Here is a 21645-nt window from a genome sequence, read left to right as displayed (position 1 = left end):
TCGACGGGCGTGGGGTCAGGGCCGGATGTTCTGGTTGAGGTGGAACAGGTTGTCCGGGTCATAGCGCCGCTTCACCTCGACCAGGCGGTCGTAGTTCTGCCGGTAGTTGGCCCTGATCCGGTCCTGGTCGTCGCCGGCCATGAAGTTGACGTATCCGCCTTCCTCCGCGTGCGGGCTGGTGGCGGCGTAGTAGTCGCGCACCCAGGCGATGTTCGCCTCGTTGTCGGCGGGGTCCGGCCACATCCCGGCGATGACGGCGGCGAAGTTGGCGTCGCGGTAGGCGAAGGCCGTCGCGTCGGGCGCGACCCGGTGGCAGGCGCCGTCGATGGGGTAGATGTGGATCGTGGAGTTGACCACGGGCACCTTCGGCCCGTACCGGACGTGCGCGTCGATCATCTCGTCGGTCAGCTCCCGCACGAAGTTGGCCTTCCAGTAGTGCTGGAGCCCGGGCGGCACGAGCGCGTCGAAGGCGCTGTTGAGCAGCGGGTAGGGCATCGGCCCGACGTGTTCGGCGACGACCGGCGCGATGTCACGCAGCGGTGCGACGGTGGCCGGGCCCGCCTCGATTGGCCCGGACCAGCACGTCACGACGGCCACCAGGGTGTCGCCGTGCCGGTTCTCCGGGATGAACGGCAGCGGCGGCGCGATCTGGAACGCCGGGAAGGCCCCGAGCTCCTCCGGAGCGTCGGCGATGATCTCGCGGAACGACCGCAGCACGGTCGCGGCCTGGTCGACGTCGAAGAAGATCGGCCCGCCGTAGATGTCGCCCACCGGGCCGAGCCGGTATTCGAACGAGGTGACCACGCCGAAGTTGCCGCCGCCGCCGCGCAGCGCCCAGAACAGGTCGTCGTGCTGCTGCTCGTCGGCCACGACGAACTCGCCCGAGGCCGTGACGACGTCGGCGGATATCAGGTTGTCGCAGGACAACCCGTGCCCGCGCGCCAGGTAGCCGATGCCGCCGCCGAGCGTCAGCCCGGCGATGCCGGTGGTGGAGATGATCCCGCCGGTGGTGGCCAGCCCGAAGGCGTGCGTGGCCGCGTTGAAGTCTCCCCAGGTCGCGCCGCCCTCGGCCCGCGCGGTCCGCGCCGCCGGGTCCACGCGCACGCCACGCATCGGCGACAGGTCGACGACCACTCCGTCGTCGCAGGTCCCGAACCCGGGAACGCTGTGCCCGCCGCCGCGCATGGCGAGGTCGAGCCCGTTCTCCCGGGCGTAGTCGACGCCGGCCATGACGTCCCCGGCGTTGACGCACCGCACGACGGCACGCGGGTGCCGGTCGATCATCGCGTTGTGCACCCGCCGGACCTCGTCGTAGCGCTCGTCGTGAGCGCTGATGACGTCGCCGCGAACCTGTTCCCGCAGCTTCTCGATCGTGATGCTCATGGCCGCCCCCGGAAAGCCGTCCAGACCACCACGGTCGGCCGCTGGGAACGCGGGTGACCAGGGGCGGAGGACCCGAGGCCGACTGCGGGGCCGGGTTGTCGACAACCGAGACGGAACGCGAAGAGCCCCGGTCGCGATCGTGCGGCCGGGGCTCTGCCCTGCGGAGGATACGGGATTCGAACCCGTGAGGGCTGTTAACCCAACACGATTTCCAATCGTGCGCCTTAGGCCGCTCGGCCAATCCTCCGTGCGGAAGCCTAGCAGAGCACCCCCTGAGCAGCGGATACGGGTCGTGACCTGGGGCGACGGTCCGGTGACCGGTGGAGTCACGATCTTGCACAGCGCTCGGAGACAACACTGTTCGAGGGCCCGTGACTGGTGTGCGTCAGGCACCTTCCAGACGGAAGGTGCCTGGCCGGGAGGCTGGTGCGGTGCTGGCCGGGCCGGGTGGTTGAGGGGTGCGCGAGGTGTCGGGCCGCTTCGGTTACACTGGTCGTGGACCTCGTGCGGCGTCCATCCTGTGAACCCCCCCAGGGCCGGAAGGCAGCAAGGGTAAGCGGGCTCTGGCGGGTGCACGGGGTCCCCATCTTTTCTCCCGGAGGGCCCGCCGGGGGCCGTCCGGGGTGTCAGCCGCACCGCGTAGGGTTCTGACCGTGGCGCTCGCCCTCTACCGCAAGTACCGGCCGGCGACCTTCGCTGAGGTCGTCGGGCAGGAACACGTCACCGAGCCGCTGCGGACCGCGCTGTCCTCCGGTCGGATCAACCACGCGTACCTGTTCTCCGGGCCGCGCGGCTGCGGCAAGACGTCCAGCGCACGCATCCTCGCCCGCTCGCTGAACTGCGCGCAGGGACCCACCGCCGACCCGTGTGGGGAGTGCGACTCCTGCGTCGCGCTCGCTCCCGAGGGCGGCGGCAGCGTCGACGTCGTCGAGCTCGACGCGGCCAGCCACGGCGGTGTGGACGACACCCGCGAGCTGCGCGACCGGGCGTTCTTCGCGCCTGCCCAGTCGCGATACCGGATCTTCATCATCGACGAGGCCCACATGGTCACCACGCAGGGCTTCAACGCCCTGCTGAAGATCGTCGAGGAACCGCCGGAACACCTGATCTTCGTTTTCGCCACCACCGAGCCGGACAAGGTGCTCACCACCATCCGGTCCCGCACGCACCACTACCCGTTCCGGCTGATGCCGCCCGGCGTGATGCGCGAACTCGTCGAACGCATCTGCCGCGAGGAGGGCGTGCGGGTCGAACCCGCGGTGTTCCCGCTGGTCATCCGCGCCGGTGGGGGGTCCGCGCGCGACACCCTGAGCGTGCTTGACCAGCTGCTGGCCGGGGCGAGTTCCGAGGGCGTCACCTACGAGCGCGCGGTGGCGCTGCTCGGTGTCACCGATGTCGCCCTGATCGACGACATGGTGGACGCGCTCGCCGCCGGGGACGCCGCCGCCGTGTACGGCACCGTCGACCGGGTCGTCGAGGCCGGGCACGACCCGCGCCGGTTCGGCACCGACCTGCTCGACCGGCTGCGCGATTTGATGCTGCTCAACTCGGTTCCGGACGCCGCGGAGCGCGGTCTGGTCCAGGCCGCCGGGGACGAGCTGGCCCGGATGCAGCAGCAGGCCGAGCAGCTCGGTCCCGCGACCCTGTCCCGGTTCGCCGAGATCGTCCACAACGGACTGTCCGAGATGCGGGGGGCGACCGCGCCGCGACTGCTGCTCGAACTGCTGTGCGCCCGCATGCTGCTGCCCACCGTTTCGGACTCCGAAACCGCGCTGCTGCAACGCCTGGAGCGCCTCGAGCGGCGGATGACCATCGCGCCGGGCGAAGGGGCGCCCGCCGCGACCATCGCGCCGGCCGCGGCCGACGTCGCGCCGGATGCCGAAGCGCGCCCCAGGCGTGTCTTCCAGCGCCCCCACGAACGCGCGGCGCAGGAGGCGGCGGAACCACCGCGCTCCGAGCCGCCCCGTGCCGCGACGCCCCCGGCTCCGGCGGAGCCGGTCGCGCCGCCGAAGGCACCGGAACCCGCCCAGGGCGGGACCGACGCGGCCACGGTGCGCCAGGTGTGGACGAAGGTGCTGCAGGCGGTCGCGCAGCGCAACCGGCCGACGCAGGCGCTGCTGCTCAACGCCCAGGTCCAGGACCTCAACGGCGACAACACGCTCGTGCTGTCGATGCCGACCTCCGGGCTCGTCAAGCAGTTGGCGCAGCAGCGGCGGTTGGACTTCGTGCGCGATGCGCTGCGCGAGGTGATGGGCGGCGAGTGGGAGATCCAGTGCGTGGAGGCCGGTGCGGCCCCGCCCGCACCGACTCGCCGCGCCGCGCCCAAGCAGCCGCCGCAGCGGCGGGAGACCCCGCAGCGCCAGAACTCCGCTCCGGCCGGGCAGCCCGTTACCGGCCAGCAGGCGTCGCACCCGCAGCCGGGGACGCGAAATTCGGTGCCGCGACCGCCGGAACCCGACGACATCCCGCCGCCGCCGGAACCGCCGTACGAGGAACCCCCGCCGCCGGACGACGTGCCGCCGCCCCCGGAGCCGCCGAAGCCCCCGGCGCCGGTGCGGCCGCCGGAACCGCCGGTCGCGGACGACGAGGAGGACCCGGAGGCGATGCTCGCCGAGTCGTCCCCGATGGACGACGACGCACCGACCGGTCCCGATTCGGAAGCAGCCGCGGTGGAACTGCTCGAACGCGAACTCGGCGCCCGCCGTATCGACAACTGACGCGGCTGCTCCGCGCGCATCACCAACCCGGGATCACGTAGTGAGGTGGCGGGCCAGGAAGTTCAGCGCCTTCGGGTAGGCGTCGAGGCGGTTCACGCGCTTGGCCAGACCGTGGCCCTCGTCGCCGTACACCAGCAGTTCGCACTCCAGGCCCTTCGCCCGCACCGCGGCCGCGATCTGCTCCGCTTCCGACAGCGGGACCCGCGGGTCGTTCGCGCCGTGCAGTACGAACAGCGGTGCCGCGATCGAGTCAGCCCTGGTCAGCGGGGACGCCTCCCGCAGGAAGTCCGCGTCGGCGGCCAGCGACCCGTACTCGCGCTCGCGGTGCGCCCGCCGGTACGGGGCCGTGTTCTCCAGAAACGTCACCAGCGACGAGATCCCCACGATGTCCACCCCGGCCGCCCAGCGCTCCGGCTGGAACGCCAGCCCGGCCAGCACCATGTAGCCGCCGTAGGAGCCGCCCCACAGCGCGGCCCGCCCCGGGTCCAGGCCGATCGTGGGCAGCCATTCGTGCAGGTCACCGAGGTCCGCGACGGCTTCCAGCCGGTTGCGGCCGTCGTCGGCGGAGTACCAGCGCTTGCCGTGCCCGGTGGAGCCGCGCACGTTCGGCACCAACACGGTGTGCCCCTGGCCGACGAGGGCCTGCACGACCGGGCTGAACGCCCGCACCGACTGGCTCTCCGGGCCGCCGTGGATCACGAGCACCGCCGAGCCCGCCAGCCGCGGGTCCGGGTCGGTCGGCGCGTAGACGAAGCACGGCACCTTCTCGCCGTCCCGGGTGGGCACCCGGTGCGAACTCGGCCGGACCGGTCGGTGCCCGTCGAGCTGCGCCGCGGACCCGGTCAGCGACCGGGCGGCACCGGTCGCGACGTCGACCAGCACGGCGTCCCCGGGCGCGTCGGGGGCGCTCAGGGACAGCACCACATGGCGCGAGTTCGGCGACCACACCGGTGTGGGCAGGGGGTTCGCGCACCAGCCGTCGGCGGGCAGGGTGATCACGCGCCGCAGGTCGCCGGTGGCGGCGTCGTGCAGCGCCAACCGGCTGACCCCGTCGTCGTCGGCGTGCACCAGCAGCGTCGATCCGTCGGGGGAGAGCCAGCCGATGAGGTCGTGTGCGTCGGAGGTCACCAGCCAGCGCCGTTGCCCGGTGCGCGGGTCGAGGAGTGCCACGCCCGCCCGGTCCCGCTCGAAGTCGGTGGTGACCACCAGCCCCGCGGCGTCGGGCAGCCAGGCCGGGGCGATGTGCCGGGCCGGTGTGGCGCGGTCGGTCAACTCGCGTACCTGCTCGGCCTCGGTGGCCGGCATCCTGTTGACCACGAGGACCTGGTCGGACATCGACTTCTCGGCGGGCACGGTGACGGCCACGTACTGGCTGTCCGGTGACGTGGACACCGCCAGCACCATCCCGCCCCGGTCGTAGACGACCTCCTCCTCGCCGGTGTGCACGCTGCGGATCACCACGTCGAAGTCGACGCCGTTGCGCCGGTTGGTGGCGTAGACGATGCGGCCGGGCAGGACGTCCAGCAGTCGGTGTACGTACTCGGGGTCGCGGACCAGCGGCACCAGGTCGTCCAGCCGCGCGGGCAGCGTCCCCGGCTCGTCCCACCGCAGCAGCGACAGCTGGCCGCGCTCGTTGCCGTCGGTGTCGTGCTGCACCACCACCGCCCGCTCCCCGGGCAGGTAGCGGCCGGTCACCGCGCCCGGCAGCGCCGTCAGCGGGGTGCACGTCCCGTCGGCGATCTCGACGAGCTGCGTCGACCCGGACTCGTCCGAACCGGCCAGCACCCGGCCGTCGTCGGTCACGTCGAAGGCCCGCCAGGTGGTCAGCTCCAGCAACCGCACGATGTCCAGCGCCATGCGATCACCTTGGCACGCCGCGCGGCCCGCGCCCAGAGCCTTGCTCCTCCGGCCGACTAGGCTGGTGGGGTACATGCGCCAGCTGGATGGAGGATGACGGTGCAACCTGGTGGCCAGCCGAACATGCAGCAGATCATGGAACAGGCGCAGAAGATGCAGCAGCAGCTGATGACTGCGCAGCAGGAGCTCGCCGCCGCCGAGGTCACCGGGAGCGCCGGTGGCGGACTGGTCACCGCGACCGTCAGCGGCGCCGGCGAGCTGAAGTCGTTGTCGATCGACCCGAAGGCGGCCGACCCGGAGGACACCGAGACGCTGGCCGACCTGGTGGTGGCCGCGGTGCGGGACGCGAACCGCGCGGCACAGCAGCTGCAGGCCGAGAAGATGGGGCCGCTGGCCGGTGCTCTCGGCGGTGGCGGTCTGGGCCTGCCGGGCATGTGACCGCTGTTTCCGGTGGGGCGACAGTCCCACCGGGACCCTGTGGAATGAGCGAGAAGTGTACGAAGGTCCCGTTCAGGATTTGATCGACGAGCTCGGCAGGCTGCCGGGCATCGGTCCGAAGAGCGCGCAGCGCATCGCCTTCCACCTGCTCGCGGCCGAGCCCGCGGACGTGACCCGCCTGCAGGAGGTCCTGCAGAAGGTCAAGGAAGGCGTGGTGTTCTGCGACATCTGCGGCAACGTCTCGGAGCAGACGACCTGCCGCATCTGCCGCGACGAGCGCCGCGACAAGACGATGGTGTGCGTCGTGGAGGAACCCAAGGACGTGCTCGCCGTCGAGCGGACGCGCGAGTTCCGGGGCCGCTACCACGTGCTCGGTGGGGCGCTGGACCCGCTGTCCGGGATCGGGCCCGACCAGCTGCGGGTGCGCGAGCTGCTGGCGCGCATCGGCCGCGACGAGATCACCGAGGTGATCATCGCGACGGACCCGAACACCGAGGGCGAGGCCACCGCCACGTATCTGGTGCGGATGTTGCGCGACTTCCCGGGCCTGACGGTGACCCGGCTGGCGTCCGGCCTGCCGATGGGCGGCGATCTGGAGTTCGCCGACGAGTTGACGTTGGGCCGCGCGCTGGCCGGGCGCCGCGCGATGTGAGTGTGCACGGTCCGTGACGGCCGCGGGTGTCGGAGCCACCCGCGGCCGATGCTCCCGCCCCTGTCCACATTCGATGGGTGTTCCGCGCTTGTGCAGGTGAGCGCGATCCGCCGAACAGGCTATTGAACTGGGTGGATTGCCGGAAAGACCGGATTTCTTAGGTAGCCCTAAGTAGCGGGATCGTAACCTCGGCTACCCCAACCTCGCCCAAATGCGAGTTAGTCTCACGACACTCTGAGATCTGAGACACACCGAGGTGCTTCCATGAGAAGAGCTCCATCGGCGCAGCGTCGCGCTCCGAGCGCGTGGCGTCGTGTCGCGGCGGCGGGGGTCGCACTCGTCGCGGCGACCTCGCTCGCCGCGTGCGCGCAGTCGCAGCGTGAGGCAGGCGGCGGTGAAGGTGGCACACTCACCTTCGGCGCGGCCGGTGCACCCGACCTGTTCGACCCCTTCTACGCCTCCGACGGCGAGACCTTCCGGGTCACCCGCCAGATCATGGAGGGGCTGGTCGGGTTCAAGCCGGGCACCGCCGACGTCGAGCCGGAGCTCGCCGAGAGCTGGGAGCACAGCCCGGACGGCAGGACCTGGACCTTCAGGCTGCGCCAGGGCGTGAAGTTCCACGACGGCACCGACTTCAACGCCGACGCGGTCTGCCGGAACTTCACCCGCATGTTCACCCAGACCGGCGCCGGGCAGAACAACGCGCTGTCCTACTACTGGATCGAGAACTTCGGCGGCTTCGCCGACGGCGCAACACCGTCGCTGTACCAGTCCTGCGAGGCCCCCGATCCGACCACCGCGGTGCTGCACCTGACCCGGGCCACCTCGAAATTCCCCGACATCCTCGGGCTGCCGTCGTTCAGCATGCAGTCGCCGACGGCGATGGACCGGTACCAGGCCAACAACGTGCAGGCCCAGGGCGACAGCTTCGTCTACCCCGAGTACGCCAGGGCGCACCCGACCGGCACCGGGCCGTTCCGCTTCGACTCCTACGACGAGAGCAACGGCACCATCAAGCTGGTCCGCAACGAGCAGTACTGGGGCGAGAAGGCCAAGCTCAAGGAGCTGATCTTCCGCATCATCCCGGACGAGACGGTCCGCAAGCAGGAACTGGAAGCCGGCGGCATCGACGGCTACGACTACCCGAACGCCGCCGACCTCAGGGCGCTGCGCGACGCGGGCAACAACGTCCAGATCCGCGCCCCGTTCAACATCCTGTACCTGGGTATCACCCAGAAGAACAACCCGGCGCTGCGGGATCTCAAGGTGCGTCAGGCGCTCGCCTACGCCATCGACCGCGAGACGCTGGTCAGGGCGAACATGCCGGAGGGCGCCGTGGTGGCCACCCAGTTCTATCCGGACACTGTGGACGGTTACGCGCCGGACGTGGTGCGCTACCCGCACGACCCGGCCCGGGCCCGGCAGCTGCTCGCCGAGGCGGGAGTGCCGAACCTGACGCTGAACTTCTACTGGCCCACCGAGGTGTCCCGCCCCTACATGCCGGACCCGAAGGGCATCTACAACGCCATCGCCGAGGACCTGCGCGAGGTCGGGATCACCGTCAACCCGATCAGCAAGCCGTGGAACGGCGGCTACATCGACGATGTGGACAACGCCAAGGCCGACATCTTCCTGCTCGGCTGGACCGGTGACTACAACACGCCGGACAACTTCATCGGCACCTTCTTCGGTACGCCGACCAACCGCTTCTACACCGCCGCCTCCCCCTGGGGCGAGGACCTGGCGGCGCAGCTGCGGGCGGCCGACAGCGAACCGGACGAGGCCAGGCGCACCCAGATGTACCAGGAGATCAACCGCAGGCTGCTCGCCGAGTACCTGCCCGCCGTGCCGCTGGCGCACTCGCCGCCGGCGATCGTGACCAGCCCGCGCGTGCACGGCCTGCAGCCCTCGCCGTTGACCGCCGAGGAGTTCCAGACGGTCAGCATCTCCGAGCAGTGACCCACCCGCGCTCCAGCCGGTGTCGACGCCGACTGGAGCGCGGACCGGCCGTTCGCTGACCGACTGATCAAAACGGGGGTTGCGTGCTCCGCTACACGATCCGACGGCTCGCGCAGCTGGCGCTGGTCGTCGTTGTGCTGTCGATGCTGCTGTTCGCCTGGCTGCGGCTGCTGCCCGGCGGGCCGGTGTCGGCGCTGCTGGGGGACCGCGCCACACCGGAGGCGCGGGCCAGGCTGGAGGCCGACCTCGGCCTTGACCAGCCGATCCCCGTGCAGTACTGGAGGTTCCTGGAACGGGCCGTCACCGGTGACTTCGGCACCTCGACCGGGGTGCAGCGCGGCGCGCCCGCGCTGGAGGTGTTCCTGACCCGCTTTCCGGCCACGCTGGAACTGTCGATCCTGGCGCTGTTGATCGCCGTCGCGGTCGGCATCCCGCTGGGCTACCTGGCGGCCCGCCGCCGCGGCAGCTGGCTGGACAACCTGAGCATCACCTGGTCGCTGATCGGTGTCGCCGTCCCGGTGTTCTTCCTGGCGTTCCTGCTGAAGTACGTGTTCGCCATCGAGCTGGGAATGCTGCCCGCCTCCGGCCGCCAGGACACCGGGCTGGACGCCACGCGGGTGACCGGCTTCTACATCCTCGACGGGCTGCTGACCCGCGAGTTCGACGCCGCGTGGAACGCCCTGGTACACCTGATCCTGCCCGCGGTGGCGCTGTCCACCATCCCGTTTGCGGTGATCTTCCGGATCACCCGGGCCGCGGTGCTGGACGTGATGGACGAGGACTACGTGCGCACCGCGCGGGCCAAGGGCCTGGCGGGCATGGTGATCCGGCGACGGCACATCCTGCACAACGCGATGCTGCCCGTGGTGACGACCATCGGGTTGCAGACCGGTGCGCTGCTGGCCGGGGCGGTGCTGACCGAGCGGGTGTTCAACATCGCCGGGATCGGCCAGGCGGTCGCGATCGGGTTCCAGCGCAAGGATTTCCCGGTGCTGCAGGTGGTGATCCTGGCGTCCGCCATGGTGTACGTGCTGGTCAATCTGATCGTGGACCTCTCGTACGCGTTGATCGACCCTCGACTGCGGGCACGGTGAGGTCATGGTGCTGAAGACGCAGCGCACGGAGCGGATCGACGCGCTGGCGGAAACGGCGTCCGACGCCGGGGTGAGCCTGGCCGCCTCGGCGTGGCGGCGACTCAAACGCAACCCGGTGTTCGTCACCGGAGCGGTGATCATCGCGGTGTTTGTGCTGCTGGCGCTGCTCGCGCCGCTGCTGGCCCCGCACGACCCGGCGCAACGGCTGCTGGAGCAGCAGGTGTCCCGCGCCGCCAACACGATCCCGCCGCCGCAGCCGGGGTTCCCGCTCGGCGGCGACCAGTACGGCCGCGACCTGTTCTCCCGGCTGCTGCTCGGTTCGCAGCAGACGCTGCTGGTCGCGGTGCTGGCCACGGTGATCGGGCTCGGCGGCGGACTGGTGCTGGGCATCCTGGCCGGCGCCTTCGGCGGCTGGGTCGACTCGCTGGTGATGCGCGTCGTCGACGTGATGCTGTCGGTGCCGTCGCTGTTGCTGGCGGTGTCGATCGGCGCGTTGTTCGCGCAGCAGACCCAGTTCACCGTGATCCTCGCGGTAGCGATCGTGCAGGTGCCGATCTTCGGGCGGTTACTGCGCGGCACGATGCTCGCGCAACGCGCCAGCGACCACGTACTGGCGGCCCGGGCGCTCGGCGTGAAGGAGAGCGCCATCGTGTTCCGGCACATGCTGCCCAACGCCCTCGGCCCGGTCATCGTGCAGGCCACCCTGGGGCTGGCGGTGGCCATCATCGACGCGGCGGCCCTGTCGTTCCTCGGCCTGGGCGCGGCCGACGACTCGGTGCCGGAGTGGGGGCAGATGCTCGGTGGTGCGCAGAACATCATCGACTCGCACCCGCAGCTGGCGTTCTGGCCCGCGAGCTGCATCATCCTGGTCGCCCTCGGGTTCACGCTGGTCGGCGAGTCGCTGCGGGACGCCCTCGACCCCAAGCGCCGCCGGTAGCCGGGAGGGTCGGTCCGTGAGTCGGTCGCCGTGGCAGGGCCGGGAGCCTCGCTCGAGTGCCCTTCGGGCGTAAAGGAATGGGGATATGGCACTGCTGGAAGTTCGGGACCTGTCGGTGGTGTTCACCCGCAAGGGCGAACCGCCGGTGACCGCCGTGGACGGCATCTCCTTCGACGTCGAGCCGGGGCGCACGGTCGGGCTGGTCGGTGAGTCGGGCTGCGGCAAGTCGGTGACGTCGCTGGCCATCATGGGCCTGTTGCCCAACCGGGGCGCGGAGGTGTCCGGCTCGGTGGTCTTTGACGGCACCGACCTGCTGGGGCTGCCGCAGCGCGAACTCGACCAGCGCCGCGGCCGGGACCTCAGCATGGTGTTCCAGGACCCGCTGACCTCGCTGAACCCGGTGGTGCCCATCGGGTTGCAGGTCTCCGAGGTGATCGAGCGGCACCGCGGCCTGCCGCGCAGGGCGGCGATGCCCGAGGCGGAGGACCTGCTGCGGCGGGTGGGCATCCCGGACCCGCGGCGGCGGTTGAAGGAGTACCCGCACCAGCTGTCCGGCGGCATGCGGCAGCGCGCGCTGATCGCGATGGCGCTGGCCTGCAGGCCGCGGCTGCTCATCGCCGACGAGCCGACCACCGCGCTGGACGTGACGATCCAGGCGCAGATCCTGCGGCTGCTCGCGGAACTGGTCGCCGAGACCGACACCGCGCTGATCATGATCACCCACGACCTGGGCGTGGTGGCCGGGCTCTGCGACGAGGTGAACGTGCTGTACGCGGGGCGGGTGGTGGAGCGCGCGGCGCGGCACGAGCTGTTCGCCCGGCCGCGCCACCCGTACACCGCCGGGCTGCTGGCCTCGATCCCGCGGCTGGACTCGCCACGCGGGCAGCGGCTGGTCCCGATCAGGGGTTCGGTCAGCGACAACATCCCCTGGGACGCGGGCTGTGCGTTCTGCCCCCGCTGCCCGAACGCGCTGAATATCTGCGAACAGCAGACCCCGGACGCGAGCATCGACGTGGGCGCGCGTCTGCTGCGCTGCCACAACCCGATGCGCGAGACGATGTCGACTTCCGTGGAGGCGTCATGAGCGAGACCGCGGGGACCGCCGACCCGCTGGTCGAGGTCGAGGACCTGGCCGTGCACTTCCCGATCAGGCGCGGCGTGGTGCTGGACCGCACGGTCGGCCACGTCTACGCCGTGGACGGGGTGTCGCTGCGCGTCGAGCGCGGCGAGACCTACGGCCTGGTCGGTGAGTCCGGCTGCGGCAAGTCGACGCTGGGGCGTGCCGTGCTGCGGCTGGAGAAACCCACCTCCGGGCGCGTCGTGTTCGACGGGGTGGATCTGTCGGCGATGAAGGGCGAGCCGCTGCGGCGGATGCGCCGTCGGATGCAGATGGTGTTCCAGGACCCGCTGTCGTCGCTGGACCCCCGGCAGTCGGTGCAGTCGCTGCTGGTGGAGGGCATGCGCGCGCACGGGCTGGACACCGACCGCGCGGCCACCGACAAGCGGCTGCGGGAACTGCTGTCGTCGGTCGGCCTGCCGTCGACGGCGCTGCGCAAGTACCCGCACGAGTTCTCCGGCGGGCAGCGGCAGCGGATCGGAATCGCCCGCGCGCTGTCGGTGGGCCCGGAGCTGGTGGTGGCCGACGAGCCGGTGTCGGCGTTGGACGTCTCGGTGCAGGCCCAGGTGCTCAACCTGCTGGCGGACCTGCAGGAGGAGTTCCGGCTGACGTACCTGGTGATCGCGCACGACCTGGCGGTGGTGCGGCACATCGCCGACCGGGTCGGGGTGATGTACCTGGGCGGCCTCGTGGAGGAGTCCACATCGGACGAGCTGTACGCGCAGCCGCTGCACCCGTACTCGAAGGCGCTGCTGTCGGCCGTGCCGGTGCCGGACCCGGTGGTGGAGGACCAGCGGGAGCAGATCCTGCTCTCCGGCGACCTGCCGTCGCCGGCGGCGCCGCCGTCCGGTTGCCGGTTCCACACCCGCTGTCCGTGGCGGCAGCCCGTGCGGTGCGACACCGAACGCCCGGTGCTGCGGGAACTCAGGCCCGGGCACCGGGTTGCGTGCCACTACGCGGAGGACATCCGGGACGGCCGGATCGAACCGCACGAGGTGGTGGCCGAGGCGGTGCACCCGGCGGACTTCGGCGACGTCGACATCACCGCACCCCGGTCCGCCTGACCCGCGGGTGCGATGTTATGGGAAATATGCCGCCGTCCGGGCGGGGAAGCGAGGTGTGTCGCATCTCGCCCGCGCGGTGTTGTGCGTCCACATAGGATCCACCGTGTCAGCGGTGGAACGGAGGAGCGAGTGAGGTACAGCAGCGCGCCGCGGTGCTCCGCGTGCGAGCACCGGGCGATCCTGGAGCGCACGACGGCCGAGCGCCTGGTGGCCGAGTCGCGGGAGTCCCTGGTCACCTATGACTGCCCGGCGGGCAACGGAGTCCACGTCTGCAACCCGGACTTCGAGCGCATCGGGACCCACCGGTCCTGACCGCCCTGGCGGCGGTTGCGACGAAACTGCGACATTGCCGAGACGGGGTTCCGACGCCACAGCGCAGCACAGTGGCTGCCATGAGCCACTTCCCTCGGAGAGCAAGCACGTTGCGCAGCAGGATCGGCGCGGTGGCGGCACTGGCGCTCGTCACCCTTCCAGCTCCTGGTTCCCCGCCCACGAGGACGACCACGACAGGGCTGACTTCCGCCTGACGGCGACCGTGCCGGACGGCTGGAGCGTCGTGTCGATCGGCCGGGAGGAGCCGGTGCCCGCCGTGAACACCGTCCGCTGGAGCGAAACGGACGTCGACCCGGCCGCCATTTCCGTGGCCGTCGACCGCTTCGAGATCGAACGCTCGACGTTGGCCGACGGGACCCCGGTGGTCAACGCGTACGCATCAACACCTACACCAAGGGCAAGCTCGCGCTGCACGCACTGCGCCGGCAGATCGGTGACGCCGCGTTCGACCGGGTGCTCAAGCAGTGGCCGCAGCAGCACCGCGGTGATGACGTCGACTGGCCGCAGTTCGAGGCGTTCGTGGCGGACATCTCCGGGCAGGACCTCAGCGGTTACTTCCAGGAGTGGTTCCGCGGCTCGGCGGTGCCCGCGAAGCAGCACCTCTGGCCCGGCACGCTGACGCCCTAGTCCGGGCGCCCCGGCCCGAACGCCCGGGCCGGGGCACTCACGTCACCGGGTTCGAGCACCTCGGGCGGGGCGGTTCGCCGGGGAAGCTCCAGGCTGCCCAGGAGGACTCCGGTGACCACCACGGCACCCGCGGCGAGCTCCACCGGGTGCGGGCGCTCGCCCAGGATGAGCCACGCGGTGGTGATCCCGACGATCGGCACCAGCAGCGAGAACGGTGCCACCCGGCTCGCCGGGTAGCGGCCCAGCAACGTCGTCCACAGCCCGGAACCCACGATCGTCGCGAGCAGCGAGGTGTAGGCGAGACCGCCGAGCGCGTACCAGCCGGCGGGGGAGTCCAAGGCGGTTGCCAGCGCGTCCCAGCCCGCGGTCGGCCCTTCGAAGGCCGCCGACAGCGCGAACATCGGCAGGGGCGGGACGATCGCGATCCACAGCGTCAGGTGCAGCGGGTTCTGCGGGTTGGCCTTGCGCGCGCACAGGTTGCCCAGGGCCCACGAGAGCGCACCGCAGACGGTGATCAGCATGGGCAGCAGGGCGGCGCTCTGCGCGCGGTGCCAGCCGATCAGCACCATGCCGAACACGGCGGTGAGGATGCCGGCGACCTGCACCGGGGAGATCCGCTCCCGCAGCAGCAGCGCCCCGAGCGCCACGGTGAACGGCGCGGAAGCCTGCTGCACCAGCGACGCCAGCCCGGTCGGCATCCCGATGTGCATCGCCACGAACAGAAACGCGAACTGCAGGGACCCGAAGAACAACCCGTAGCCGATCAGCCACTGCCACGGGACCTGCGGCCGCGGCACGAAGAACAGCAGCGGCAGCAGCACGGCGAACCGCAGCCCCGCGAAGAAGAACGGGGGGAAGTGCCCGAGCCCGAAGTCGAGGGCGATGAAGTTGGCGCCCCACAGCACGGCGACGAGCACGGCCAGCGAACGATCCCGCGGAGTCACGTCCTCCAGCCTGGGCGGCACGATCGTGAAGAACAAGCAACATTATGTGCACTGAGCATGGAGAAGTCCTTCATGGACACCGCTAGCATCGTGCCATGGACGTTCGCAGGTTGCGATTCCTGCGGGAGCTGGCCGACCGGGGGACCGTCACCGCCGTCGCCAAGGCGCTGTCCTACACCCCGTCCGCCGTGTCGCAGCAGCTTCGGGCCCTGCAGGCCGAGGTCGGGGTGCAGCTGACCGAGCCCGCCGGTCGCGGCCTGCGCCTCACCGACGCCGGCCGGGCGTTGGCCGCGCGGGCCGACGAGGTGCTGGCCGCGATCGACCGAGCCGAGGCGGAGCTGGACAGCTACCGGTCCACGCCGCGCGGGGTCGTGCGGGTGGCGATCTTCCCGTCGGGAGCGTTCCTGCTGCTCCCTGGCCTGCTGCGACGAATGGGCGCGCACCCCGAGGTGCGGCTGGAGTGCCGCGACGTCGACATGACGCCGGTGCAGGTCCCAGGCCTGACCGCGGATTTCGACCTGGTGGTCACGCACCGGGACGACCAGGCACCGCCGTTCGACGGCGAGCGGATGGCGATCACCCCGCTGCTGCGCGAACCGCTGGACGTCGCGCTCCCGCTTGGGCACCCGCTGGCGGCGCAGGAGCGTGTCGAACCGGCCGAGCTGGTCGAGGAGCCGTGGCTGAGCGTCGACGTGGGGTTCCCGGTGGACGACGTGCTGCGCTCGCTGGCCGTCCGCACCGGCGTGCGGCCGAGGGTCGTGCAGCGCATCAACGACTTCCGGGTCACCGAGGCGCTGGTCGCCGACGGGCATGGCGTGGCCCTGCTCCCCCGGTACTCGGCGAATCGCCGCTCGGTGGCGCTCCGCCCGCTGGGCGGTGTCCGCGCCGGTCGCAACATCGAGGTCGTCTCCCGGCGCGGAGCCACCGAACGCCCGGCCGTCCAGCTCGTGCTCGACGAGCTGATCGCCGAAGCGAGCCGGATCGTCGAATGATCAGTGGTTGATCAGAAGTTCCGAAGTTCGCTGGTCCTGGTCCGGTTCGGGTCGCCACCGTGGTCGGCGTTCGGTTCGATCACGGGAGTTGGTTCAGGCATGGCAGGACGGATGCGGTGGGTGGCAGCGGCGTTCGCCGCCCTGGTGGGCGTGGCGGGGTGTGGTGGTTCGCCCGCCCCGGCGCCAGCCGAGGCCGCGCGCCCGGCTTTCCCGGGAGCGCCCCTGCCGGGGTTGGCCGCCCAACCGGCGTGGCAGGGGACGGTGGCCACGCGGGGTGAGGACGACTTCGGGGCGGGACCGTTCCGCAAGGTCGTCGGTGTCGGTGACGTGTTCGCCTTCCTCGGCGACCGCGGGCAGCAGGAGGTGCTGCTCTTCCTCGACCCCGCCACCGGCCGGGAGCGCGCCAGCGTCCCCGTTCCCTCCGACGACGCCCAGTCCGCGCTGGAGCCGGCGGAGGTCGGTGGCCGGCCGGTCGTGGTGCTGACCTATTCGACGACGACACCGGAAACGACCATGACCGCGGCCCAGGAGCAGCACGTCACCGAGGTGTACGACGCGGCAGCACGGCTGGTGTGGCGGGAGGTCGCGACCGACGGGTCCCCGGGGCACTTCCGGAACGGTTGGGTCCTGCGCTCCGAGCAGGTGGGCGGCGTCGACACCGAAACCGTCCACGACCTGCAGGGACGTCCGGTGTGGACAGCGGGGGAGCCGACCATCGCCGGGCGGCAGCGCGTCGTCGGCGTGTACGGTGACGTGCTGCTGGCGCAGTACGGCGATGACGGTGAACTGGTCGCCTACCGGCTGTCGCCGACCACCGAGCTGTGGCGGGGCCGCGACGTCGCACCGCCCGGCGAGGAGGGCCCGGCCGAGGCGCCGGACGTGGTCGGCTTCGCCGACGGCCGGGTGCTGATCCACTGGCAGCTCGGCGTCGACTCCTTCGCGCTCGCCGCTCACGATCCCGCCAGCGGTGCCATCGCCTGGTGGTTCCCGGTCGAGCGCGGGCACCGGTGGTCCGGCTTCCACCAGGAGTTGACCTACGACCCGGTCAGCGGCATCGGCGCGGTGCATTCCGACCAGGGCGCCACCGTGGTGGACGTGCGCGGCGGGCGGCTGCTGTGGGAGAACGCCGACGGCGACCGGGCGTTCCGGGTGACCGCGGTGACCGGCAGCACCATGTACGGGCTGGTCGACGAGAAACTGCCGGTCGCCGTGTCCACCGAGCAGAAGCGGCCCCTCGCAGAGGGCCTGACCGCGCTCCCGGTCGCCAGCGCGGGCGGCTACGCGTGGGCCACCCGCGGTCCCGGTGAGCACTGGGTGTTCAAGGTCGAGTGAGGCCGGCCGCCAGCGCCACGCCGTCCGGGACCGACAGCCGGGCGCCTTCGTCGAACTCCTTCGCGAAACAGTCTTCGCCGAGGGAGTCGCGGACTCGGTCGGTGTGGTGCTCGTGGCGCGCCACCAGGTCGGGAAAGCCCAACAGCCGCTCGCCGACGTGCCGCCACGTGGCGTGGGCGAAGCCGAACAGGCGGGCCGCGTCCGCGGCGCGGTCTTCGGCCGAGGCCACCCAGGCCAGTGCGTCGGCGACCGCGGCGATGCCGAGCCGGTCGTTGAACCCGCGCTTGAGCAGCAATGTTTCGCGCAGCAGCGCGGTCGCGGCTGCGCTGTCGCCGCGGTGCAGGTGTTCGATGCCCAGCACCCACAGCACCGACGACCGCAGCCAGGACTCGCCGTGAGCCTTCCCGATCTCCAGCGCCTGCTCGTAGAGCTCGATCGCCCGATCGCTGTCGCCGCCCGCCGCGTGCACCATGCCGAGCTGCCCCAGGCCGAGCTGGACGCGGAACGGGTCGCCCCAGTCGCGGTACCCGGCCAGCGCCGCTTCGGAGAACGCCGCGGCCTCGTCGCGTTCCCCCCGGTACACGGCGGCCAGGCCGCGGACCATGGCCGCGTCGGTGAGCAGGCGGCTGTCGCGGAACCGCCGGGCGATGCCTTCGGCAGCGCTGAGCTGCTCCAGCGACGCGGCGAAGTCGCCCTGCACCGCGGCCAGGTACGCGCTCGCCCACAGCCCCCGGGCCAGTGCAAGCCCGGGTTCGGAGTGTTGCCGTCGCGCCCGGTCGAGCCAGTCGCGGCCCTCGCGCAGCAGGCCGCAGGCGATCCAGTAGAAGGCCAGCGAGCTGGTCGCGCACAGCACCGCCTCGGTGTCCCCGGTGCGCAGCCAGGAATCCAGCGCGCCCCGGAGGTCGGCGTGCTCGTGGCGCAGCCGCTCGAACCACATCACCTGGGCGGCGCCACCCCACTCCGCTTCGGCGCTGCGCACCAGGCGCGCGCACCAGGCGCGGTGCCGCGCGCGGACCTGCGGCTCGTCGCCGGATTCGGCGAGCCGCTCCCGCCCGTACTGGCGCAGCGTCTCCAACAGCGCGTAGCGAACCTGACCGGAAGTGTCCACTGTGGTCAAAATGGATTTGTCGACCAGCCCGGCCACCGCGTCGAACACGTCCTCTGCGGTCGTCTCCTCGTCAGCGGCGACGGCCTCGGCGGCGTCCAGCGCGACACCGCCTTCGAAGACGCTCAGCCGCGCCCACACCGCCTGCTCGGTGGGCGAGCACAGGTCCCAGCTCCAGTCGAACAGCGCCCGCAGCGTGCGGTGCCGCTGGTCGCCGCCGCGATCCCCGTTGCGCAGCAGCCGGAAGCAGTCGCCCAGCCGCTCCAGCAGGTCCTGCGGCCGCAGCACCCGCAACCAGCGCGCGGCCAGTTCGATGGCCAGCGGGATGCCGTCCAACCGGCGGCACAGCTCCGCGACGACTCCGCGGTTCTCGGGGGTCAGCGCGAAGCCCGGGACGACGGCGGACGCGCGGTCGACGAACAGCGCCACGGCATCGGACAGATCATCACCGTCCGGCAGCGGCAGCGGACGCACCAGCATGGTGTGCTCGCCGGTGATGCCGAGCGGCTGGCGGCTGGTGGCCACGATCAGCAGCTGTGGTGCCGCGGCCAGCAGACTTCGGGCCAGCGCCGCGCATTCGTCCAGCAGGTGCTCGCAGTTGTCGAGCACCAGCACGAGCCGCTTGCCCGACAGGAAGTCCGCCAGCGCCGACGGGTTCGACTCGCGCACGCCGAGCGCGGCGGCGACCGTGCGGGCCAGCATCCCGGGCTGCCTCAGCCCGGCCAGCTCGACCAGCCACGTCCCGTCCGGGCATGCCCGGCCCGCCCGAGCGGCGACCCGCAGCGACAGCCGGGTCTTGCCGACACCACCAATCCCGACCAGCGTGACCAGCCGCGACCGGCCCAGCAGCCGTTCGGCTTCGGCGAGTTCCCGTTCACGGCCGATGAACGTGGTCAGTTCGGCGGGCAGGTTGCCCTCGGGGGTGGCGGGTTCGGCGCGGCGCTCGACCGGATCGGGCGCGTGCCGCAGCTTCCGCCAGCGCTGCGCCCACTGCGCGGCGAGCTCCTTGGCCGTCCAGCCGCGCGCCGAGTCCGCGGCGTGTTCGGGGTTGGCGTGGGCGAAGGCGACGCACGCGCGGACGAACATCTCGGTGACGTCCCACGTGGGCACCTGCTTGCCGGCGGCGGCGTTGCGTAACGACGTGTCCGAGAAGCTGTGCCCCAGCCGGGCGGTCTCGTAGGACAGCGTCTCGTAGCTGGGGTTCCCGGCTTCCTGCCGCAGGCGTTGCAGGTCGAGCGCGAACCGGCCCAGCGGTGACTGCGGGTCCGGCACGGGCGCGGCGCGGCGGCCGACACCGCGCGGGCTCACGGCGTGCCGTCCAGGAGCGAGAGCACCAGCATGATCAGGACGATCACCCCGCCCGCGATGCCCATTCCGGCCCAGCCGTGCCGCAGCCGCCGGCGTGCCAGCTCCCGGTCGGTCGCCGAGCGCGCGGCCAGGGCGAACCCGATGCCGATCAGGCCCACCATCGGCATGAGCAGGGCCGCGCCGCACACCAGCAGGATCGTCGCGTGGCGGCCGACATCGACGCCCGGATCACGCAGCCGCCTCGCGCAGACCACCCCGGTCACCAGCACGGCCAGCGCCGCCACCGCCATGATGTGCCCCAGGTTCCGCGAGATCAGCGCTGCCGCGGCGAAGAGGAACACGAACGACGCGAGTCCGCCGCTGCCGACCAGCACGCGCGGGAACGGGTCGACCGGTTCCTCGCGCTGCAGGCTGCCCCGACCCGCCGAGCTCAACGGGGTGCTGCTGTTCACCTCGGGCGGGCCGATCGGTGGCGTGACCGGGGATGGTCCCGGGTCGATGGTGGGCACCCCGGACGGGGACAGCACGTCCTGGGTCCAGCCCGTCTCCCGGCTCCACCACCGCGGTGTGCCGGACGAGTCGGCGTACCAGCCTGGTCGCAATTGCCACCTCCCTGTTGATGCGGGATGAACACGATCACGGTGACGTGCTCGATGATGAACAACCAACGAGGTCAGCGGGCTGCTAATTCTTTGTGCAGCATCTACCGACGATTGGAGCCGGACATGACGGGGAAACCGGGTCGCCGCGAGGCCGCCATCGACCCGGAGGAGGGGCCGCTGGCCAAGTTCGCGTACGAGTTGCGCATCCTGCGGCAGCAGGCGGGTGGGCCGAGCTTCCAGGAACTCGCCCGGCAGTCCCGCCAGCTCGGGGAACCGTTCTCGACCAGCACGATGCGCAACGCGGTGTCCGGTTCGGTGCTGCCGACCGCGGAGGTGACCGCGGCGTTCGTCCGCGCGTGCCTGCGCCACGCCCGGCAGAACCGCCACCTGCTGGCGAACCCCGAGGTGCTCGACCACGACGTGGACGAGCTCGTGGACCGCTGGTGCCAGCGCCGCAACGAGCTCGCGCGTCCCGCTCCGGCCGAGGAACCGGCCGCGCCACCCGAACCGGCCCCGGCACCGCCTCCCCGCCGCCGGCTCCGGCCAACGGCGATCGTCGTGGCGGCGACGGTCGCGGTGCTCGGAGGCGTCGCCGCTGTCGTGGGTGTCACCCTGCGCACGGCGGAAGACCCGCCGCTGGCCAAGCCGATCGTCGCGAAGTCCGCCACCCCGGTGCCTGAGGACCAGATCGCCGAGCGGTGCCGGGGGGCGTGGCAGCGGGGGCCGGTGAAGATCGACCCGTGCATCAGCACCGCCCCGGAAGGCGTGCGGATCTCCGTACGGGTCACGTCGGTGGAAGCCGCGCCGGACGTCGCGGTGCACCTGTGGCTGCGGGACGCCACCACCGCGCAGCGGGTGGCCGACACGCTGCACCACTGCCAGCTGTCCTTCACCGCGCCCGGCCAGACGGCCACCTGCGGCCCCGTCCTGATCCGCCCGGAACCGGGCCACGACTACGTGGCGGCGGCGAACTCGGAGACGGGCACCTCACCGGTCCCGGCCATGTGGAAGGACCCGAACGCCACCGGCCTGAACAGCGCAGCAGTCACCTGGCCCCCACGCTGACGGGCGGCGAACGAAGGGTGGCGCTGGGGAGAAGCCCCGGCGCCACCGGACCTCGGAAGGGGGTTTCCAGGTTTGCCTAGATTGGGCTGCTTGTCGCCCGGTGGGGTCCAGGTTCGGCG

The 21645-nt window shown here is 71.7% G+C and carries 19 protein-coding genes, 1 tRNA gene and 1 other RNA gene; 14 read left to right on the top strand and 7 right to left on the bottom strand.

From position 1 onward, the window contains the following. Positions 1 to 15 precede the first annotated feature (15 nt). Complete coding sequence (locus IEY17_RS21400; RefSeq protein ID WP_188990550.1) at positions 16 to 1383, bottom strand: FAD-binding oxidoreductase; 1368 nt, start codon at positions 1381 to 1383, stop codon at positions 16 to 18. 161 nt (positions 1384 to 1544) lie between these two features. Next, positions 1545 to 1630: transfer RNA gene (locus IEY17_RS21395), tRNA-Ser, on the bottom strand. 247 nt (positions 1631 to 1877) lie between these two features. Here IEY17_RS21395 and ffs point away from each other — a divergent pair. Further along, positions 1878 to 1972: signal recognition particle sRNA small type (gene ffs, locus IEY17_RS21390), an RNA gene on the top strand. A 64-nt stretch (positions 1973 to 2036) separates the two neighbouring features. Beyond that, positions 2037 to 4100 (top strand): DNA polymerase III subunit gamma and tau, encoded by a 2064-nt coding sequence (locus IEY17_RS21385; RefSeq protein ID WP_188990548.1) that lies wholly within the window; start codon positions 2037 to 2039, stop codon positions 4098 to 4100. A 33-nt stretch (positions 4101 to 4133) separates the two neighbouring features. Here IEY17_RS21385 and IEY17_RS21380 read toward each other — a convergent pair whose 3' ends face one another. Beyond that, entirely contained in the window at positions 4134 to 5957 is a 1824-nt protein-coding gene (locus tag IEY17_RS21380) for an alpha/beta hydrolase family protein (RefSeq protein WP_188990546.1), read from the bottom strand. Positions 5958 to 6056: 99 nt separating this feature from the next. Here IEY17_RS21380 and IEY17_RS21375 point away from each other — a divergent pair, with 99 nt between their 5' ends. The 8 genes from IEY17_RS21375 to IEY17_RS21340 all read left to right on the top strand — a co-directional run bounded on the left by IEY17_RS21375 (position 6057) and on the right by IEY17_RS21340 (position 13530). Next, positions 6057 to 6395 (top strand): YbaB/EbfC family nucleoid-associated protein, encoded by a 339-nt coding sequence (locus IEY17_RS21375; protein WP_188990644.1) that lies wholly within the window; start codon positions 6057 to 6059, stop codon positions 6393 to 6395. 55 nt (positions 6396 to 6450) lie between these two features. Continuing rightward, a complete protein-coding gene (gene recR, locus IEY17_RS21370; protein WP_188990544.1) occupies positions 6451 to 7047 on the top strand; it encodes a recombination mediator RecR in 597 nt (198 codons plus the stop codon). A gap of 264 nt (positions 7048 to 7311) precedes the next feature. Beyond that, positions 7312 to 9006, top strand: coding sequence for an ABC transporter substrate-binding protein (locus tag IEY17_RS21365; RefSeq protein WP_188990542.1), 1695 nt, complete (start codon positions 7312 to 7314; stop codon positions 9004 to 9006). An 83-nt stretch (positions 9007 to 9089) separates the two neighbouring features. Continuing rightward, complete coding sequence (locus IEY17_RS21360) at positions 9090 to 10100, top strand: ABC transporter permease (RefSeq protein ID WP_188990523.1); 1011 nt, start codon at positions 9090 to 9092, stop codon at positions 10098 to 10100. A 4-nt stretch (positions 10101 to 10104) separates the two neighbouring features. Then, positions 10105 to 11037 carry an ABC transporter permease gene (locus IEY17_RS21355; RefSeq protein WP_188990521.1) on the top strand — a complete coding sequence of 311 codons (933 nt, stop codon included), beginning with the start codon at positions 10105 to 10107 and terminating at the stop codon, positions 11035 to 11037. Positions 11038 to 11122: 85 nt separating this feature from the next. Further along, positions 11123 to 12121: an ABC transporter ATP-binding protein gene (locus IEY17_RS21350; RefSeq protein WP_188990519.1), complete on the top strand. Its 999-nt coding sequence runs from the start codon at positions 11123 to 11125 to the stop codon at positions 12119 to 12121. Further along, entirely contained in the window at positions 12118 to 13218 is a 1101-nt protein-coding gene (locus IEY17_RS21345; protein WP_188990517.1) for an ABC transporter ATP-binding protein, read from the top strand. Before IEY17_RS21350 ends, IEY17_RS21345 begins: the two co-directional genes overlap by 4 nt. Positions 13219 to 13347: 129 nt before the next feature. Next, positions 13348 to 13530, top strand: a complete 183-nt coding sequence (locus IEY17_RS21340; RefSeq protein ID WP_188990515.1) for a hypothetical protein — start codon at positions 13348 to 13350, stop codon at positions 13528 to 13530. A gap of 150 nt (positions 13531 to 13680) precedes the next feature. On the opposite strand, the gene IEY17_RS21335 is transcribed toward IEY17_RS21340, so the two are convergent. Next, the gene (locus IEY17_RS21335) at positions 13681 to 14031 is read right to left on the bottom strand and encodes a hypothetical protein (protein ID WP_188990513.1); all 351 of its coding nucleotides are present in this window, start codon (positions 14029 to 14031) and stop codon (positions 13681 to 13683) included. Between IEY17_RS21335 and IEY17_RS21330 the strand changes: the two genes are divergently transcribed. Next, a complete protein-coding gene (locus tag IEY17_RS21330; protein WP_188990511.1) occupies positions 14005 to 14178 on the top strand; it encodes a hypothetical protein in 174 nt (57 codons plus the stop codon). The two genes, IEY17_RS21335 and IEY17_RS21330, sit on opposite strands and share 27 nt — an antisense overlap. Here IEY17_RS21330 and IEY17_RS21325 read toward each other — a convergent pair. After that, the gene (locus IEY17_RS21325; protein ID WP_188990509.1) at positions 14175 to 15122 is read right to left on the bottom strand and encodes an EamA family transporter; all 948 of its coding nucleotides are present in this window, start codon (positions 15120 to 15122) and stop codon (positions 14175 to 14177) included. The genes IEY17_RS21330 and IEY17_RS21325 overlap by 4 nt on opposite strands. Before the next feature lie 95 nt (positions 15123 to 15217). Between IEY17_RS21325 and IEY17_RS21320 the strand changes: the two genes are divergently transcribed. Then, complete coding sequence (locus IEY17_RS21320; RefSeq protein ID WP_188990507.1) at positions 15218 to 16114, top strand: LysR family transcriptional regulator; 897 nt, start codon at positions 15218 to 15220, stop codon at positions 16112 to 16114. A 99-nt stretch (positions 16115 to 16213) separates the two neighbouring features. Continuing rightward, complete coding sequence (locus tag IEY17_RS21315) at positions 16214 to 17446, top strand: hypothetical protein (protein WP_188990505.1); 1233 nt, start codon at positions 16214 to 16216, stop codon at positions 17444 to 17446. On the opposite strand, the gene IEY17_RS21310 is transcribed toward IEY17_RS21315, so the two are convergent. Both IEY17_RS21310 and IEY17_RS21305 read right to left on the bottom strand, forming a co-directional pair. Beyond that, positions 17433 to 19859, bottom strand: coding sequence for an ATP-binding protein (locus IEY17_RS21310; RefSeq protein WP_188990503.1), 2427 nt, complete (start codon positions 19857 to 19859; stop codon positions 17433 to 17435). The genes IEY17_RS21315 and IEY17_RS21310 overlap by 14 nt on opposite strands. Next, positions 19856 to 20461: a hypothetical protein gene (locus IEY17_RS21305; protein ID WP_188990501.1), complete on the bottom strand. Its 606-nt coding sequence runs from the start codon at positions 20459 to 20461 to the stop codon at positions 19856 to 19858. The genes IEY17_RS21310 and IEY17_RS21305 overlap by 4 nt, the downstream gene beginning before the upstream one ends. A 123-nt stretch (positions 20462 to 20584) precedes the next feature. Between IEY17_RS21305 and IEY17_RS21300 the strand changes: the two genes are divergently transcribed. Beyond that, the gene (locus IEY17_RS21300) at positions 20585 to 21526 is read left to right on the top strand and encodes a hypothetical protein (protein ID WP_188990499.1); all 942 of its coding nucleotides are present in this window, start codon (positions 20585 to 20587) and stop codon (positions 21524 to 21526) included. Positions 21527 to 21645: the final 119 nt, after the last annotated feature.

Source organism: Saccharopolyspora thermophila (genome assembly GCF_014646075.1).
GTDB classification, from domain to species: domain Bacteria; phylum Actinomycetota; class Actinomycetes; order Mycobacteriales; family Pseudonocardiaceae; genus Saccharopolyspora; species Saccharopolyspora thermophila.
Note: the sequence above shows the minus strand (reverse complement) of the source record. Positions and strands in the feature narration are given on the sequence as shown.